We start from the raw sequence: 13946 nt of genomic DNA, 5'->3' as shown, positions 1-13946 counted from the left end.
GTATGATGCATATAAACTTCGCATTGGTGCGAGTCAAATGATTTTGTTGCATATATATGAAATACGGTGCATCTTCACTGAGTCTCGTTGCAACCTCAGAACCATGCTGCCACTTCGTCCTCACTGCGACCTGACAGAAGGAAGCCTATGCGTATTGAATCCGTCACCTTGTCCGGCTTCCGCTGTTTCGGCCCTGATCCGATCACGGTGCCTATTTCATCGGAGATCACGGCCGTCGTCGGCCCGAACGCTGCGGGCAAGACCGCGCTCCTGCACGCGCTGTCGAAGTTGTTTGGTGTATCCCGCGCGCAGCGCACCGTTCAGCGTTCGGATTTTCACCTTGGCGTAGCCGACGATCCGGACGGTCGCGAACCCAAGGATTTGTTCATCGACGTGCTGATCGGATTGCCCGAACTGGCCGATGGCACTGCAACGCCGGAGACGATCGCGCCCTCGTTCCGGCACATGCAGATCGAACGGGAGGGGAAATCGCCGGTCTGCCGTCTGCGGCTCGAAGCACGATGGGAAGATGACGGGACGGTCGAGGGCGAGGTTTCGCAGGAGCTTTTCTGGGTCGACACGCTCGATGATGATCCGGCCGAGGACAAATGTCATCCGGTCTCGGCGGCGGATCGCGGCCTGATCCAGCTCTACTACACGCCCGCCAGCCGCGATGCGGCTGTCCAGATTCGGGCAACGACCGGCGCGCTCGCCGCCCGCCTGCTTCGTGCTATCGAATGGTCGTCTGAAACCGAGGAGGCGGTTCAGGAAGCCACCCAGAACCTAACCACCGCGTTTGAGGGCGAGTCGGCGATTGCCGCGATCGGCAAAGCCTTACAGGCGCGCTGGTCAGGCCTTCACGACGATGTTGTCGATACGAAACCCAGGCTCAGCCTGGTCAGCCGCCGGTTCGAGGACATCGTCAACAAGATCGCTGTCATCTTCGAGCAGGGACCGGACGGGCAGGAGCGTGGCCTCGACGCTCTGAGCGACGGGCAGCAATCGCTCTTCTATTTCGCGCTGGCTGCGGCGGTTTTTGATCTGGAGCGCGAGATTGTCGCTGGCACCGTCGAGGGTTTCCGCGACGACACTCTGCGGATTCCCGCGCTCACGCTCTTTGCGTTGGAAGAGCCTGAAAACCATCTCTCTCCTTACTTCCTCGCGCGGATCATCCGTCAGGTCCGCTCGCTGACAGATGCCGGCGGTGCGCAGGCCATCGTCACCAGTCATTCGCCGGCCGTGCTGAGCCGCGTCAACCCGCGTGAGGTCCGCTACTGCCGCTGCGATCCGACGACACGCGTCTCGACGGTCAAGAAGATCAAGATCCCGCCTGGCGTTGACGAGGCCGCCAAGTTCGTCCGTGGCGCCATGCTCGCCTATCCTGAACTCTATTTCGCCCGGTTTGTCCTGCTCGTTGAAGGCGATTCGGAACGAATCGTCTTACCGCCCTTAGCCGAGGCGCTGAACCTCCTGATCGATCCTGCCTTCGTCGCCATCGTGCCCTTGGGCGGGAGGCATGTGCAGCATTTCTGGCGGTTACTGAAACATCTCGGTATTCCGCACGCGACGCTCTTGGATCTCGATTTGGGTCGGGACGGTGGCGGCTTTGGCAGGGTGAAGACGGCGATAGAGAATCTCATCGAATTCGGCGTGCCAAAAGCCAAACTCCTGAAAATCGATGGTGGTGTGTTGTCCGATGAAAGGTTTACAGCGATGCACACTTGGCAAGACCCGGAGGATCGTAAAATTCTGCAAGGCTGGGTCGATTGCCTAAAGCCGTATGGCGTCTACTTCTCAGCGCCACTCGATCTTGACCTCGCGATGCTCGAAGCCTTTCCCGATGCTTACAAGGCAATCATCCCCAAGGGTGGCGGTCCGAAGATGGCGGCTGACAAGGCGGCGGAAGTGGTTCTCGGGACAGCCGGACCGGGGCTCACGCTCTTCACCGGCCCGTTCAAGGACTATCCGGCGCTTCTCCCTGCCTATCGCTATCACTTTCTCACCAACAGCAAACCGGCAACGCACCTCGCGGCTCTGACGCACATCAAGAAAAAGGACTTGGCCGAGAATATGCCGGCCGTGCTGGCCGAGGTTCTCAAGCACATCGCCAAGTCGTTGCGGCGGGACTAGCCATGGCGGTGTTGTCACGACGGGTTCGCCCGGATGATTGGAAGCCGGTGGGCGTGGACGCGCTCGAAGCGAATGCGTTGAAGGTCGTCCGCTCGGCAGACAACCGATCCGTCATTGCCGGCCCTGGTGCAGGCAAGACGGAATTGCTCGCGCAACGCGCTGCCTATCTCCTCCAGACGGGCACGGCACCTGCACCGAGGCGTATTCTCGCCATAAGCTTCAAACGCGACGCCGCGACGAACCTCGCTGCGCGGGTCCGTCAGCGCTGCCATCGCAATCATGCCGGACGCTTTGACTCCATGACGTTCGACGCCTTTGCAAAGGGATTGATCGATCGCTTTTGTCAGGCGCTGCCCGCCCGCTGGCGGCCGCGGCCTGACTACGAAATCATCTTCCCCAATGATCGGGATTACCGCGACTTCCTGTATCAGCAGGTCGGCACGCCTCCGGCATCGGTTGGCACCTATACCGACCTCCAGGCGATAGCGGTGAAGGCTTTCGAGCGCCGTCATCTGGTGGGGTCACCGCTTTCGTTGGTCGGCTGGTCAAATCCGAGCCCGGCCCAATGGGCGGCGGATCGCTTCTGGCAAATGTCGCTTCACGACGGTAAGAAGAGCGTCCTGTCGTTCCCGATGATCGGGCGGCTCACCGAACTCCTGTTGCGGGTCAATCCGATGGCGCGCGACGCGCTCCGACTAACCTATTCCCACCTGTTCATGGATGAGTTCCAAGATACGACGCAGATCCAATATGATCTGGTCCGCACTATCTTCCTCGGCACCGACACGGTGATTACGGCCGTTGGCGACAACAAACAGCAGATCATGCGCTGGGCGATGGCGATGGACGATCCCTTCACCGCGTTCGACGCCGACTTCGGCGGGAAACGGACGCCACTCTACAACAACTATCGCTCGTCGCCCAAGCTGGTGCGTATCCAGCATGTTCTTGCGCAGGCTTTGGATGCCCGCGCCGTGGCGCCGGTATCGAAAACGGTGGGCACGATCGCTGGAGACAGTTGCGCGATCTGGGATTTCTCGACCCCGGAGGTCGAGGCGGATCGCTTGGCGGCTTTCGTCGCGGCAGAAATGAAGACCCACCAGCTCGGCCCGCGTGATTTCGTTCTGCTCGTCCGCCAGAAGGCCGCGGACTATGCGGCTGTCCTCGAACCGGCCTTCGCGGCTGCCGGCATTCCCCTACGTAACGAGGCCGGGGCCGTCGGCACGGTCATGCTGCAGGAACTGCTGGCGGAAGAAGCATCGGAAATGGTCGTCGCCATTCTGCGCCTCGCGATGACCAAGCGGGCCGGCCGATACTGGACGGACTGTCAGGAAGCGCTGGCCGCGCTCCACGGCGTTGCGCCTGATGACGAGGCTGCTCAGGCCAAACTTGCCCGCGAACTGGACGCTTACGCGATCAAACTCAGTGGTGCCCATCCCAACCCACCAAAATCGAAGGCGGTGGCGCGATCCATCGTGGACGACATTCTGGCGTTCATCGACCGAGAACGGCTGATCGCGGTTCATCCCGCTTATGGCCAGGGCGGCTGGCTCGACAAGGTGCTTGATGCCGCCGCTGTGCATCTACTGGCGTCGTCGGCCGGTGGTATTGATTGGTCGTCAGCTCTCGATGCCTATGAAGGCGTTCACTCGATCCCGCTGATGACAATCCATAAGAGCAAGGGCCTCGAATATCATACCGTCATCTTCGTGGGGTTGGACGACGGCGCCTGGTGGAGTTTCGCTGGCGATCAGATCGAGGCGACAGCCGGATTCTTCGTTGCTTTCACCCGCGCAAAGCAGCGCGTAATCTTTACCTATTGCGGTCGTCGCGGTACGCGCACTAAAATCGCAACCCTTTATGACCTCTTGCGAAAAGCTGGTGTTCAGACCGTTCAGGTTGCGTGACGGAATCCTACGTTCTGATTATCGAGACCGCGAAACGATGCGATTGCCGAGAGCGAGAGAATTTGCGATCGTAGCTTAGAGCACGTTAGAATGCAGAGGGGCATCTATGGAGCGCCATAGCGTATATGCGCCCGAAGAGATTCGAACTATTGATCTAAGTTTGTAATCTGCGACGCCGACCGCGCCGTGAACATCGAGCTCAATCTGCCGTGTATGCCTGTCGTAATCTCGAATGAACCTTACCTGCCCGCTATCATCAACTCTGACTGGATTCCGGAAACGGTCGTTCCATAACTGCTCATTTGGAATGTAGACGCTAAAGAAAAATACTGCACGATCTTACTGAGAAATTTTCCCACGAGGCTGATAGGCGCGACAGCGCGCGCTGAGCGAACGTGTACAATGTTCCACGGCGATCGAAGCTCGTCGTTGCACAGCTAACGCTTCTTGCGACCTTTCCGAAGCGTAGCTGGAGGCTTTTCGTTTGCTTTTGGGATGGCCAAAAGCTCCGCGACGGGGATATCCAACGCCACTGCCAATCTCTCTAAAGTTTCGACGGTCGGATTCTCGACCCCACGCTCGATTCGTCCGACGTACGACCTGTCCACACCAGCATCTACCGCCAGCGCTTCCTGCGACAGGCCGCGCTTCACCCGCAGTTTTCGGACATTCCAGGCCACAAGCGCTGTCGCTTTCATAAGCGAAACAAACGACTTGGCGGCCCATTAAAACACGCACTATAATGTCCCTATTATTGATTTGGGGCAGTTGTGCGCATCCGTATTCATCGTGGGACGAAGGAGATCGGCGGGACCTGTATCGAGTTGGCCGCCGTCGGGGGCCGGATTCTACTGGATCTGGGGCTGCCGCTTGATGGCGATACGGACGAGATCAGCCTCCATCCATCGATCGATAGACTCGCGGGCGGCGGGGATTTACTGGCTCTGGTCCTGTCCCATGGTCACGTCGATCATTGGGGGCTGGCTCATCTCGCCGGACCTGAGCTGCCGGTCGCGCTAGGCGCAGCAACACACCGCATTCTGAAGGCTGCCGCCCCGTTCGTGCCCAAACCGTATGTGCCGACGAAGCCGATCGAGTTTACAAGCGGCACTCCGCTGGAATTCGGCCCGTTTCGGGTGACGCCGCATCTGGTGGATCATTCCGCATATGATACTTACGCCCTTGAAGTGGAAGCCGACGGCCAACGCCTGTTCTATTCCGGCGATATCAGGGCTCATGGCCGCAAAGCGGCACTGTTCGAACGCCTTGTGGCCGACCCTCCACGATCCATCGACGTAATGCTGATGGAAGGGTCGAGCTTTGGTCGCCTGAGCCCCGACCACGTCTTTCCGACCGAGACAGACGTCGAGCAGCGCCTGGTTGACCTGTTTCAGGCAACAGACGGTCTGGCGCTGGTCGCAGCCTCGGCGCAAAACATCGATCGCATGGTCAGCCTGTATCGGGCCTGTAAGCGTAGCGGCAGGATGCTGATCATCGACCTCTATGCCGCCGAGGTTCTTCGCGCGACAGAGAATGCTAACATTCCCCAGTCGGATTGGCAGAATGTCGCGGTGTACGTCCCCCAGTATCAGCGCATCCAGATCAAGCGCAGCGGCCGCTTTGACTTGCTTGATCCTCACAAGACCAATCGTATTTTTGTGGAGCGACTTGAGGATCTGGCGCCTCGGGCAGCGATGCTCTTCCGACCGGCAATGCTGCGCGACCTCGATCATGCCAATTGCCTCTCCGGTGCACGCGCCATCTGGTCGCAATGGGACGGTTATCTCAAACAGGAGCGCGGCCTTGCCCTCCTTGCCGAACTTAAGACACGAGGAATCCCCCTCGATCACGCCCATACATCCGGCCATGCCAGCATTCCCGATCTGAAGCGATTGGCCGAGGCTATCCAGCCAAAGATGCTCGTGCCGATCCATACCTACGAGCCGGAGCAGTTTCCGGCGCACTTCCAAGCCGTCAACCTCAAGAATGATGGCGAATGGTGGGACGTTCCAACATGACCATCCAACAGACGTCATCTGGCCACGGCGTGAGTAAGGCCTTCCTCGATGCACTCGACGCTCTTGCTCAAAAACCGTCATGGTGGCGCGATGTCCTTCTGCGGGACGATGTGTTCATCGCGGTGCGAGCGAACTCACTCAACGTCTATCATCGTGGCGCCTCGATCTTCCGGATCGACGACGGCGGCGATGGACGGATCCTTCCATGGACCCACACCAAATACCTAATCCGCCAACAGCAGGTACTGGCCCAGCTTCATGAAGACGGACGCTTTGAACCTTCCGATATCGGTTGGTCCCAATACGCCGGTCCATCGACATTATCGGACATGATCCGCTCAGCCACCGATCTGGCCGGCGCGGAAAAAAGCGGGTTGCATCCCTTGATCATGGGCAGCTCAAAGGTCATCGACGTCGAACTGTCGCTGCTGCGGGCAAGTTCTTCAGTTGATGAAAGTCTGCCGGACACTGATGTCCCTTCGACAGACGCCTCGCCAGTTGACCGGTCCCAAGACCGTCTGGACGTCGTGACCGTCGAAAATCGTGATGGCACGCCGTTCATCGTTTTCCATGAGGCAAAGCATTTCAGCAATCCTGCCCTGAGGGCCAAGGGTGAGCCTGCCGTTCTGGCTCAGATTGTTCGGTACCAGGCAACGCTCAGGCGACATGAAGAAGCATTGCGACAGCGCTATGTCGCCGTTTGCCAGACGCTGGTCCGTGTTCAAGCCATGCGGGCTGCGGCTCGCGCCGCTCTTCCGGGCAGCAGGCTTCCGCTCGAGCTCACCTCCCTGATCGCCGCCATCGCCTCAGGCCAGGTCCAAGCCAAGATAGACCCTGATCCCCGGCTCATTGTATTCGGCTTCGATGGCGATCAACGCGACGGGCGCTGGGAACGGGACGCCAAGCGTCTGCGAGATCACCAGCCATCCCTCAAGATTCGGGCGATCGGCAATACCCGATCCGCCCGGGACTTCTTCTGATCTTGCGATGTCCGGCCTCAAAATGCGGCTTTCGGGAGACACTCGGGCTTTCTTTGCAAAACCCCGCAATTCCTCGGGGCCTCACTTGAATCTAGAGGGCACGGGCTGTCCGTGCCTTTAATTGGGATTCTGCATGAAGGTTATTGCCTATTACCGTATCCGGCCGAGCGAACCGACCTACTCCAATATTGCACTGCAAGAACAACGTGAAGCCGTTAAAACCTGGATCGAAGGCCGTCAGGCCATAGTTCAGGCCGAATATGTCGAGCCGGAAACTGACGGCTTCTCTCGCCCGCAATTGCGGCAAGCGATGGAGGACTGCAAACAGTCCAGCGCCACGCTGCTGATTGCCCGTACAGAAGCCATCGGCAGCGGACTAGAATTTTCTCCGCGGATTTCCAGCATTCCGGTGGCGTTTGCGCCAGAGCCCTCACGTGAGCGCGGCTATGTCACCCTGACACCAGAGAAGGCGCCGCCGGATCTAGCCCTGTACTTTCCGGACTTCCGAAGCCTGCGCATCATGCCGGTTTATCTGTGCAATGGGACCGACGCACCTATTTACGATATCGCTGTCAGAACGATCGGCGTGACATCGAAGTTCTCGATGCCCGCGGCTGCTGACGGGATTGGCTCCGCATCTGAGCAGCCCCTCTCGACGACACCGACCGCATTTTCGCTCGACCGACTGGATGCGCGACATGCCGCTGTGATCGATCGTTACGACCCGATGTTTGACAGCGACTTCATCACCACCTTCGAGATCACATTCCTTGACCAGCACAAACAGACGCAGCGGCTGACGGCACTCCTGAATGCCGCGCCCCTGTCATCGGCCCACATCACCCTGAAGAAATAGCCCCTTACCCGACGGAGCCCCGACGCGCGCCCTTCAGAAGCGGCGGCGAACGATGCCGCATGCCCATCACCTGATCGTTTCGAAATTTCACAAAGGAAATCACTCATGACAATGTCGTTTTCAAAATCGAACCTTATGACCGGTATTGCCTTCGCGGCCATCTTCGGAGTCGTCATCGTCACGCTGCGGCTAGCGACAATCGGATATGGTGGCCCCAGCAGCATCCCTGAATGCAACAGCAACACCACCCGCGACATGCTGCAGGACGCTTTCAAGAATGCACCGCAAGCGGCGCTCGGCCTAAAGCTGCTCAAGATCGGCGACATGTCCGTCGTCGGGAAAGACCTGCTCGACGAAAATAATGAGGTCCGTCACCGGGTTTGTGTCGCAGACGTCTTCACGAACCTTGGACGCAAACCGGTGTACTTCAACATGTCCTTCGCCGATGCCGAGAAGAAGCAGATCTATCTCGAAGCACCGATGCTGCCGTTCTGATAACCAACGGGGGGCCCAACGCACGCATTGAACCGCCCCGCGACATTCCTCTGATCGCCACTACCGCCAGCGCATGGGTTTGCCGCGTGGACGGAGCGGATTGTCGCCTTTTGCCAGGGGTCGTGGGCTTCTGGAAAGCGCCCGCTCGATACGCGCGTCCTTGCCGCCAACGCCCACCACCACAGGCTTGACCATCGGACTCTCAGCGACCCAAGCCAGATACTGCGTCAGAGCATCGACCTGATCGTTGTGCTTGCCAAACGGGAAACGCAGCAATTCGCTCTCAAGCTCAACCGTCCAGGATTCGTTCCTTTTGATCAGTACCCGATGCTGCGCAAACATATGAAGCTGGCTTTCAAGCCGCTCTTCCTTACCGCGGCCACCGGTCGGGCGCAGTTCGGCATGATAGCTTCGTTCAGACAGCATACTGGCAAGGCCGCCTCCGGAACTCGCGTCCTCGATCAGGATTTTTGAGGGCTTGTAGGTGTTGATCAGGCTCAGTGCGGCATCGCGCATCTGGACCGGATCCAAACGGGCGCGAAGCACGTCGATGACATAGTGACGCCGGCTATCGCTGGCGATCACCAGACACACTGTGTAGCTGTTGTCCGATCCGGTTTTGACCGCCGTGTCCCAACTCAGAACAATCCGTCGCGCGTCGGGCGGCCGGTCATCAAAATACTTGATCTGGTCCGGCCGGATCAGTTCACCCAGCGCAGCTGACGGATTCTGCTGATACTGGGCGGCGAAGATCGATGCACCAACCTCTTCCCGCTTGCGCTGGATGACCTCAGCCGGCCACTGATTCGACAGCAGGGCATCCCCGACCTTTCGATGCCAGCTTGAATCGCCGATCGCATACGATGCTTCTTCCTCGGCCACTAAGGGCAGACAGACGTGCTTCCAGCCACCCTTCTGCAACAGGTTACCGGACAGGTCATCTTCGTGCATGCGTTGACCAACCACGATCATGGCGCCATTGACCGGATCGTCCAGACGTGACGAGATCATGTTCTTGAAACTCTCGTTGATGTTGGTGCGTTCTTTTTCCGATTTGGCGTGGTGAGCCGAGATCGGATCGTCGATGATGATAATGTCGAACCCTCGGCCGGTAACGCCAGTCTCGAACGAGGCCGCATAGCGACCGCCTCCGTCTTCGGTCACAAAGTCCATAACCTTGCGGCCGTTGTCGCGCAGGCGGAACCCGGGGAAAACTTTACGGTAGAAATCCGAACCGACGAGTTGGAACGTTTTTGACGCCAGATCCAGGGCCAGTGCCTGGCTGTGAGAAATCACCGCAATGCGCAGCTTCGGATTGCGGCCGAGAAGCCAGGCAACAAATACAATAGACGTCAGCACGGACTTCAGGTGACGCGGCGGCAGATTGATAATGAGGCGGCTTTCCCGACTCTCGCTGATGCCGGTCAGCTCGCTGACCAGGTACTCAAGGTAGGGCGCGATTTCAAGCGCCCAGCGACCATCGACGACCGGAAACGCCCCCTCCAGAAACGCCTGAAGGTCGTTCCGCATCACCGCGCGGTAGATTTGAAGATCAGAAGGCATGGTACTGCTCTTACGAAATAGGGCCGGCGCCGATCGGCACCGGCTGGATATTCCACGTCTATTATTCGGCCAGACGGCGGGCGAGAAAGCGCGCGAGAATTGCTTCGTCGTCGGCTGTCAGTGCAGGCACCTCTTCTGCCACCGCTTCAGGCTCGAACAGCTTGCCAACCAGCGTCAGAACGACGTTGGCGGCGCGGGAGTCGCCCTTCAGTGCTTTCGCAACGAGCGCCTTCAACATGGCGCGCTGTTTGGAGACCTTGAGGCTGCGCTCGCCTTCCCGAATCTGGATTTTTTCGGAAAGTTCGCTGCGCAGATCGGTCTTCAAATTGACGCTGCCTTTCGGGCGCCCGTTCGGATTACCGGACTGCCCCGGCTTGAAGCGGGTCTTGGCCGGCGGCTTGCGGTATCCGACCTTTTCTTCTTCTGCCTTAGACATCGTCCGCCTCCATCGAGGTCAAAACGATGCCGACCGAATTCGCGCTAACCATGCCGCCGTCGGCGGTATTGTTAGGCGATGCTTCCAAAGCCGCATTATCGGTCGATGTGGCGTCGCAGGCAGCATCTGATACGGCGCGCTCATAGAGCGCGTCGAAGGGTTCACCGCTGACAGCGTGAACGGCATCCTTGCCGGTGCGCTTCTGCCAACGGCGGATGGCGGCATCGACATAGCCCGGATCGATCTCAATGCCGATGCAGACGCGGCCGGTTTCTTCCGCAGCAATCAACGTCGAACCCGACCCCAGAAAGACGTCGAGAACGATTTCGCCGCGCCGTGTCACGTCGCGCAGGGCATCGGCGATCATAGCAACCGGCTTCACCGTGGGATGAGTACCCAGAAGATCCATGCGGTCCTTGCCGAAGGCGTTGACGCCACGGTACTGCCAGACGTTCGAACGGGTACGGCCGCCGGCGCCGAGGCCGAAATTATTTTGATGCGGCGCTTCACCATGCTTGAACACGTAGATCAGCTCGTGCTGGCTGCGGTAGAAGCTTCCCATGCCCGCATTGGATTTGACCCAGACGCAAAGGTTCTTTTGCTCCAGGCCGTTCTGGGTCGCGGCCTCGCACAGTTCACTGCCATGACGCCAGTCCATGCAGAGATAAAGAATAGCGCCATCAGCAAGGACAGGTTTGATCGCCGCCACCGTCGCGGACAGGAAGGCGACGAACTGTTCGCGCGACATTTCGCCAACGCCCATCGAAAATTCGCGATGGCGCGTCTTGCCGAGACCAGACACAAAGCCATCGATCTTCACGTTGTAAGGCGGGTCGGTGAACACGCAGACGACTGTTTTGGCACCTACAAGATCGCGGATAAAAGCTACGTCGCGGGCATCGCCGCAACCGATCAGGTGATGGCCGAGGCGGAAGACGTCGCCAGGCTTTGCGGCCAATGGTCCAGCCTCCGGCACAAGATCATCGAGCGGTTCCTCCTCAACGGTATTGGCGGTCGGCACATCGATCGACAAGGCCATATCGATCTCCAACGCGTCAAAGCCGCTGAGATCAAGGTCGAAACCAACGCTGATCAGGTACTCGAATTCGCCCTTCAGCTTTGCATCGTCCCAGACAGCGTCCTGGGCAACCCGGTTCAGGGCAAGACGCAGGGCGCGGACTTCCGCCTCGGAGCGGTCCAACTGCACCACGGCAATTTCGTCATGACCGAGCTCGACAAGTGCGTCGAACACGGCATGACCATCGATCAGCGCGCCTGTCGTCGCGTCCAGCGGCAGCGGCACAACTTGGCCGAACTGCCGCAGGATGTTTTTCAGTTTACGACGCTGCGCGGCGCTATGCTGACGCGCGGCGTGGGGCGACGGCTTGATAGCCGTCGCTTTGAGATAAATAATCTCGAGTGAGTTCTTATTGCTCATACCATACCCCATTAAATTTTCAGTGGAGTACGGTCGTCTGCGTCCGAAGCCTTGGACGGCGAACCGCGATCCGGCAGCTCACCGGTACCGGTAATCATGACCGGCAGCAGTTCGCGAACAAAGTCCGGAACATCAAGCTCTTCGGTGCGGTCGAGAGATGCCAGCAAAGATGCCAGCGCCGCATTGAAGCCTTCCGCTTCGCGGTTGATGACCTCGGCGCAAACAAGCAGGCGGCCCACAGCACGAACAACTGTGGGAGAGGTATCCGTAACCTGAAACACCTTCACGAGGTCGTAGCGCGCGGCCATCAGCGCAAGATACGCAACCGTATCTGAAAGAAGGCGGTAATCCGGACCGACAATCAGCGGATGCGGCTGACCATATTTACGGATCAGGTGAACCGCCGCATGCACCGCTGCGATGTTGTTACGACGCAAGCGCGAAGTGGCAACTTGGATGCGGGGGAGCGGGACGATCTTGATGTTGAGTTTTTGGGCCATTGAGGGACTCCAAGGTATTGGAGCACCGGCAAACGACGCACATACAGCTATAGATGCACGTACTTGTAGTTGTCCGCCTGTGCTGCCCGAGAGAGTGAGCTGCATCAGGGGGCCATGACCACGTATCTATCAGATAGCGCCTGCTCCCGGAGCGTTTGCAAAGTCGGGTGTTCCGGAACAGGTGGGGCTGTTGGGGAGTGAAACCGGCGGCGTGAAAGCCTGATCCTCAGACTCTGGCCAGAAAAGCTTGCCCAGACCTCGGTCGCCGTCGATCGCAATGCCGTGTTTTGTCTTAAGAAAGAAACTAAAGACAGAAGTCGTCTAGGCCACTTCACACTAGGTCTACATACAGCGCCGGGACAATGATCAAAAGTTTTTAGGGTATTTTTATACCTTAATTGAAAAATTAACTTCGACGCTCCGATACCCGGTGAATCAAAATTTTCAGGCAAGCTCTAGTTCCAGACGCGCCTCTTTTTTGCTTTTGGCTTCCGATACCTCGATGCGTATCTTCTCACCTAAAGCGTTCAAATAAGAAAACAGCCGATCATAAGTATATCCGCTGAACTGTCCCCTCAGGAGCTTTGAGACATCAGGCTGTGCGAGACCTAGACGAGCGGCTGCCTGGGCTTGGGTCAGGCCCTTGGCGCGAATAATGTCACCGATCGCAATCACAAGGTCGGCCTTGACCGAATGAGCTTCAGCGTTTGGCAGCCCAATATCGGCAAAAACATTACCGCTGCTTTTTACGACCTTTGCTCTGCTTTTCGTCGTCTTCTTTTTTTCTACTCGCATAAGCCTGCTCCGCCATTTTTAGACGCTGCTGGATTTTCTTGATCTCGAATTCTGGCGTCTTGATGCCGCTTTTCGATTTCTTCTGAAACGCGTGCAGAACATAGATCACACCTTTCATCTTAACGGTGTAGACGCCCCGGTAGGTGTTGCCATCGAAGTCTTCAATGATTTCGAGAACCCCTGCTCCGCCGAAACCTTTTAGCGGCTTTACATCGATGTGCTTGCCGCCCTTCTGAGCCGTACGCAACGCAAAACCCATGGTCTCCTTTACCTTCCTTGGAAAGGCGGACAGATCCCCCTTGGAAGATCCAACCCATTCGACCGGCGTATCGTCATCGCTCATTTGAATATAGTTTTTATACTATAATTAGTCGAAGATCAACCTGGCATTGGGCCACAACCGGCGAATCCGACCTGCCCTGTATATCTGCTCGTACTTGCAGATCCTGTAGCATCACAAGATGCTCAGCATCGCGCCAACAAAGCCACAAGATTGCTCACGATCTACTCGACTTCAGGCGAAAACGGAGCATGTGTGGAGGTGCATAAGGGAGCCTTACATGACCGATAACCCAGAAAATCACGTCGTCGCAGCGCTTGTATCGGAAGTCCGAGCCAAGTTGGAAGAAGCCCATAGCATCGCACAAGCTGCCGAAATCTGCGCCCGTGCCGGCAATGTAAGTCGTTCAGTTCAGATCCTGATGGACTTCGAGGGCTTAGCGCACGAGGCACAGGATCTGTTCAGGGCGGCTCTTGCGATCAAGCACAGTCTGCTCGCCGAAACCGCATAGCACCTGCCCTCCCTGGTCATCTCCTGCCCGCCCCGCT

At 58.1% G+C, this 13946-nt stretch carries 14 protein-coding genes; 7 read left to right on the top strand and 7 right to left on the bottom strand.

Going from position 1 to position 13946, the window contains the following annotated elements; genetic code table 11:
- Window positions 1-147 precede the first annotated feature (147 nt).
- Window positions 148-2130 (top strand): AAA family ATPase, encoded by a 1983-nt coding sequence (locus tag I554_RS0112945; protein WP_024577617.1) that lies wholly within the window; start codon window positions 148-150, stop codon window positions 2128-2130.
- 2 nt (window positions 2131-2132) lie between these two features.
- A complete protein-coding gene (locus I554_RS0112940; protein ID WP_024577616.1) occupies window positions 2133-4037 on the top strand; it encodes an ATP-dependent helicase in 1905 nt (634 codons plus the stop codon).
- A 437-nt stretch (window positions 4038-4474) separates the two neighbouring features.
- Here the strand turns inward: I554_RS0112940 and I554_RS0112935 are convergent, their stop codons facing one another.
- Window positions 4475-4735 carry a helix-turn-helix transcriptional regulator gene (locus I554_RS0112935; RefSeq protein ID WP_024577615.1) on the bottom strand — a complete coding sequence of 87 codons (261 nt, stop codon included), beginning with the start codon at window positions 4733-4735 and terminating at the stop codon, window positions 4475-4477.
- 72 nt (window positions 4736-4807) lie between these two features.
- Between I554_RS0112935 and I554_RS0112930 the strand changes: the two genes are divergently transcribed.
- The 4 genes from I554_RS0112930 (at window position 4808) to I554_RS0112915 (ending at window position 8386) form a co-directional block, all read left to right on the top strand.
- Complete coding sequence (locus tag I554_RS0112930) at window positions 4808-6055, top strand: MBL fold metallo-hydrolase (protein WP_024577614.1); 1248 nt, start codon at window positions 4808-4810, stop codon at window positions 6053-6055.
- Entirely contained in the window at window positions 6052-7035 is a 984-nt protein-coding gene (locus tag I554_RS0112925; RefSeq protein WP_024577613.1) for a hypothetical protein, read from the top strand. Before I554_RS0112930 ends, I554_RS0112925 begins: the two co-directional genes overlap by 4 nt.
- A 133-nt stretch (window positions 7036-7168) precedes the next feature.
- Window positions 7169-7891, top strand: coding sequence for a recombinase family protein (locus I554_RS0112920; RefSeq protein WP_024577612.1), 723 nt, complete (start codon window positions 7169-7171; stop codon window positions 7889-7891).
- 105 nt (window positions 7892-7996) lie between these two features.
- Entirely contained in the window at window positions 7997-8386 is a 390-nt protein-coding gene (locus I554_RS0112915) for a hypothetical protein (protein ID WP_024578177.1), read from the top strand.
- Window positions 8387-8446: 60 nt separating this feature from the next.
- Here the strand turns inward: I554_RS0112915 and I554_RS0112910 are convergent, their stop codons facing one another.
- The 6 genes from I554_RS0112910 to I554_RS0112885 all read right to left on the bottom strand — a co-directional run bounded on the left by I554_RS0112910 (window position 8447) and on the right by I554_RS0112885 (window position 13461).
- Window positions 8447-9916, bottom strand: coding sequence for a hypothetical protein (locus I554_RS0112910; protein ID WP_244432746.1), 1470 nt, complete (start codon window positions 9914-9916; stop codon window positions 8447-8449).
- 94 nt (window positions 9917-10010) lie between these two features.
- Entirely contained in the window at window positions 10011-10385 is a 375-nt protein-coding gene (locus I554_RS0112905) for a DUF5681 domain-containing protein (RefSeq protein ID WP_024577609.1), read from the bottom strand.
- Window positions 10378-11823, bottom strand: coding sequence for a DNA modification methylase (locus I554_RS0112900; protein WP_024577608.1), 1446 nt, complete (start codon window positions 11821-11823; stop codon window positions 10378-10380). The genes I554_RS0112905 and I554_RS0112900 overlap by 8 nt, the downstream gene beginning before the upstream one ends.
- Window positions 11824-11834: 11 nt before the next feature.
- The gene (locus I554_RS0112895) at window positions 11835-12323 is read right to left on the bottom strand and encodes a hypothetical protein (protein ID WP_024577607.1); all 489 of its coding nucleotides are present in this window, start codon (window positions 12321-12323) and stop codon (window positions 11835-11837) included.
- Window positions 12324-12767: 444 nt separating this feature from the next.
- The gene (locus tag I554_RS0112890; protein ID WP_024577606.1) at window positions 12768-13118 is read right to left on the bottom strand and encodes a helix-turn-helix transcriptional regulator; all 351 of its coding nucleotides are present in this window, start codon (window positions 13116-13118) and stop codon (window positions 12768-12770) included.
- Window positions 13057-13461, bottom strand: coding sequence for a type II toxin-antitoxin system RelE/ParE family toxin (locus tag I554_RS0112885; RefSeq protein ID WP_024577605.1), 405 nt, complete (start codon window positions 13459-13461; stop codon window positions 13057-13059). Before I554_RS0112885 ends, I554_RS0112890 begins: the two co-directional genes overlap by 62 nt.
- A 217-nt stretch (window positions 13462-13678) precedes the next feature.
- On the opposite strand from I554_RS0112885, the gene I554_RS0112880 reads away from it, so the two are divergent.
- A complete protein-coding gene (locus I554_RS0112880) occupies window positions 13679-13909 on the top strand; it encodes a hypothetical protein (protein ID WP_024577604.1) in 231 nt (76 codons plus the stop codon).
- Window positions 13910-13946: the final 37 nt, after the last annotated feature.

The sequence above is a fragment of the Afipia sp. OHSU_II-C1 genome, assembly GCF_000497575.1.
Classification (GTDB): Bacteria; Pseudomonadota; Alphaproteobacteria; order Rhizobiales; family Xanthobacteraceae; genus Afipia.
This window is presented reverse-complemented; position numbering and strand designations above follow the sequence as displayed.

Bases quoted from the DNA above. Each gene is read 5' to 3' on its own strand.
- I554_RS0112880 (WP_024577604.1), top strand. From the start codon at position 13,679: ATGACCGATAACCCAGAAAATCACGTCGTCGCAGCGCTTGTATCGGAA.
- I554_RS0112925 (WP_024577613.1), top strand. From the start codon at position 6,052: ATGACCATCCAACAGACGTCATCTGGCCACGGCGTGAGTAAGGCCTTC.
- I554_RS0112895 (WP_024577607.1), bottom strand. From the start codon at position 12,323: ATGGCCCAAAAACTCAACATCAAGATCGTCCCGCTCCCCCGCATCCAA.
- I554_RS0112920 (WP_024577612.1), top strand. From the start codon at position 7,169: ATGAAGGTTATTGCCTATTACCGTATCCGGCCGAGCGAACCGACCTAC.
- I554_RS0112940 (WP_024577616.1), top strand. From the start codon at position 2,133: ATGGCGGTGTTGTCACGACGGGTTCGCCCGGATGATTGGAAGCCGGTG.
- I554_RS0112915 (WP_024578177.1), top strand. From the start codon at position 7,997: ATGACAATGTCGTTTTCAAAATCGAACCTTATGACCGGTATTGCCTTC.
- I554_RS0112945 (WP_024577617.1), top strand. From the start codon at position 148: ATGCGTATTGAATCCGTCACCTTGTCCGGCTTCCGCTGTTTCGGCCCT.
- I554_RS0112935 (WP_024577615.1), bottom strand. From the start codon at position 4,735: ATGAAAGCGACAGCGCTTGTGGCCTGGAATGTCCGAAAACTGCGGGTG.
- I554_RS0112900 (WP_024577608.1), bottom strand. From the start codon at position 11,823: ATGAGCAATAAGAACTCACTCGAGATTATTTATCTCAAAGCGACGGCT.
- I554_RS0112890 (WP_024577606.1), bottom strand. From the start codon at position 13,118: ATGCGAGTAGAAAAAAAGAAGACGACGAAAAGCAGAGCAAAGGTCGTA.
- I554_RS0112910 (WP_244432746.1), bottom strand. From the start codon at position 9,916: ATGCGGAACGACCTTCAGGCGTTTCTGGAGGGGGCGTTTCCGGTCGTC.
- I554_RS0112885 (WP_024577605.1), bottom strand. From the start codon at position 13,461: ATGAGCGATGACGATACGCCGGTCGAATGGGTTGGATCTTCCAAGGGG.
- I554_RS0112905 (WP_024577609.1), bottom strand. From the start codon at position 10,385: ATGTCTAAGGCAGAAGAAGAAAAGGTCGGATACCGCAAGCCGCCGGCC.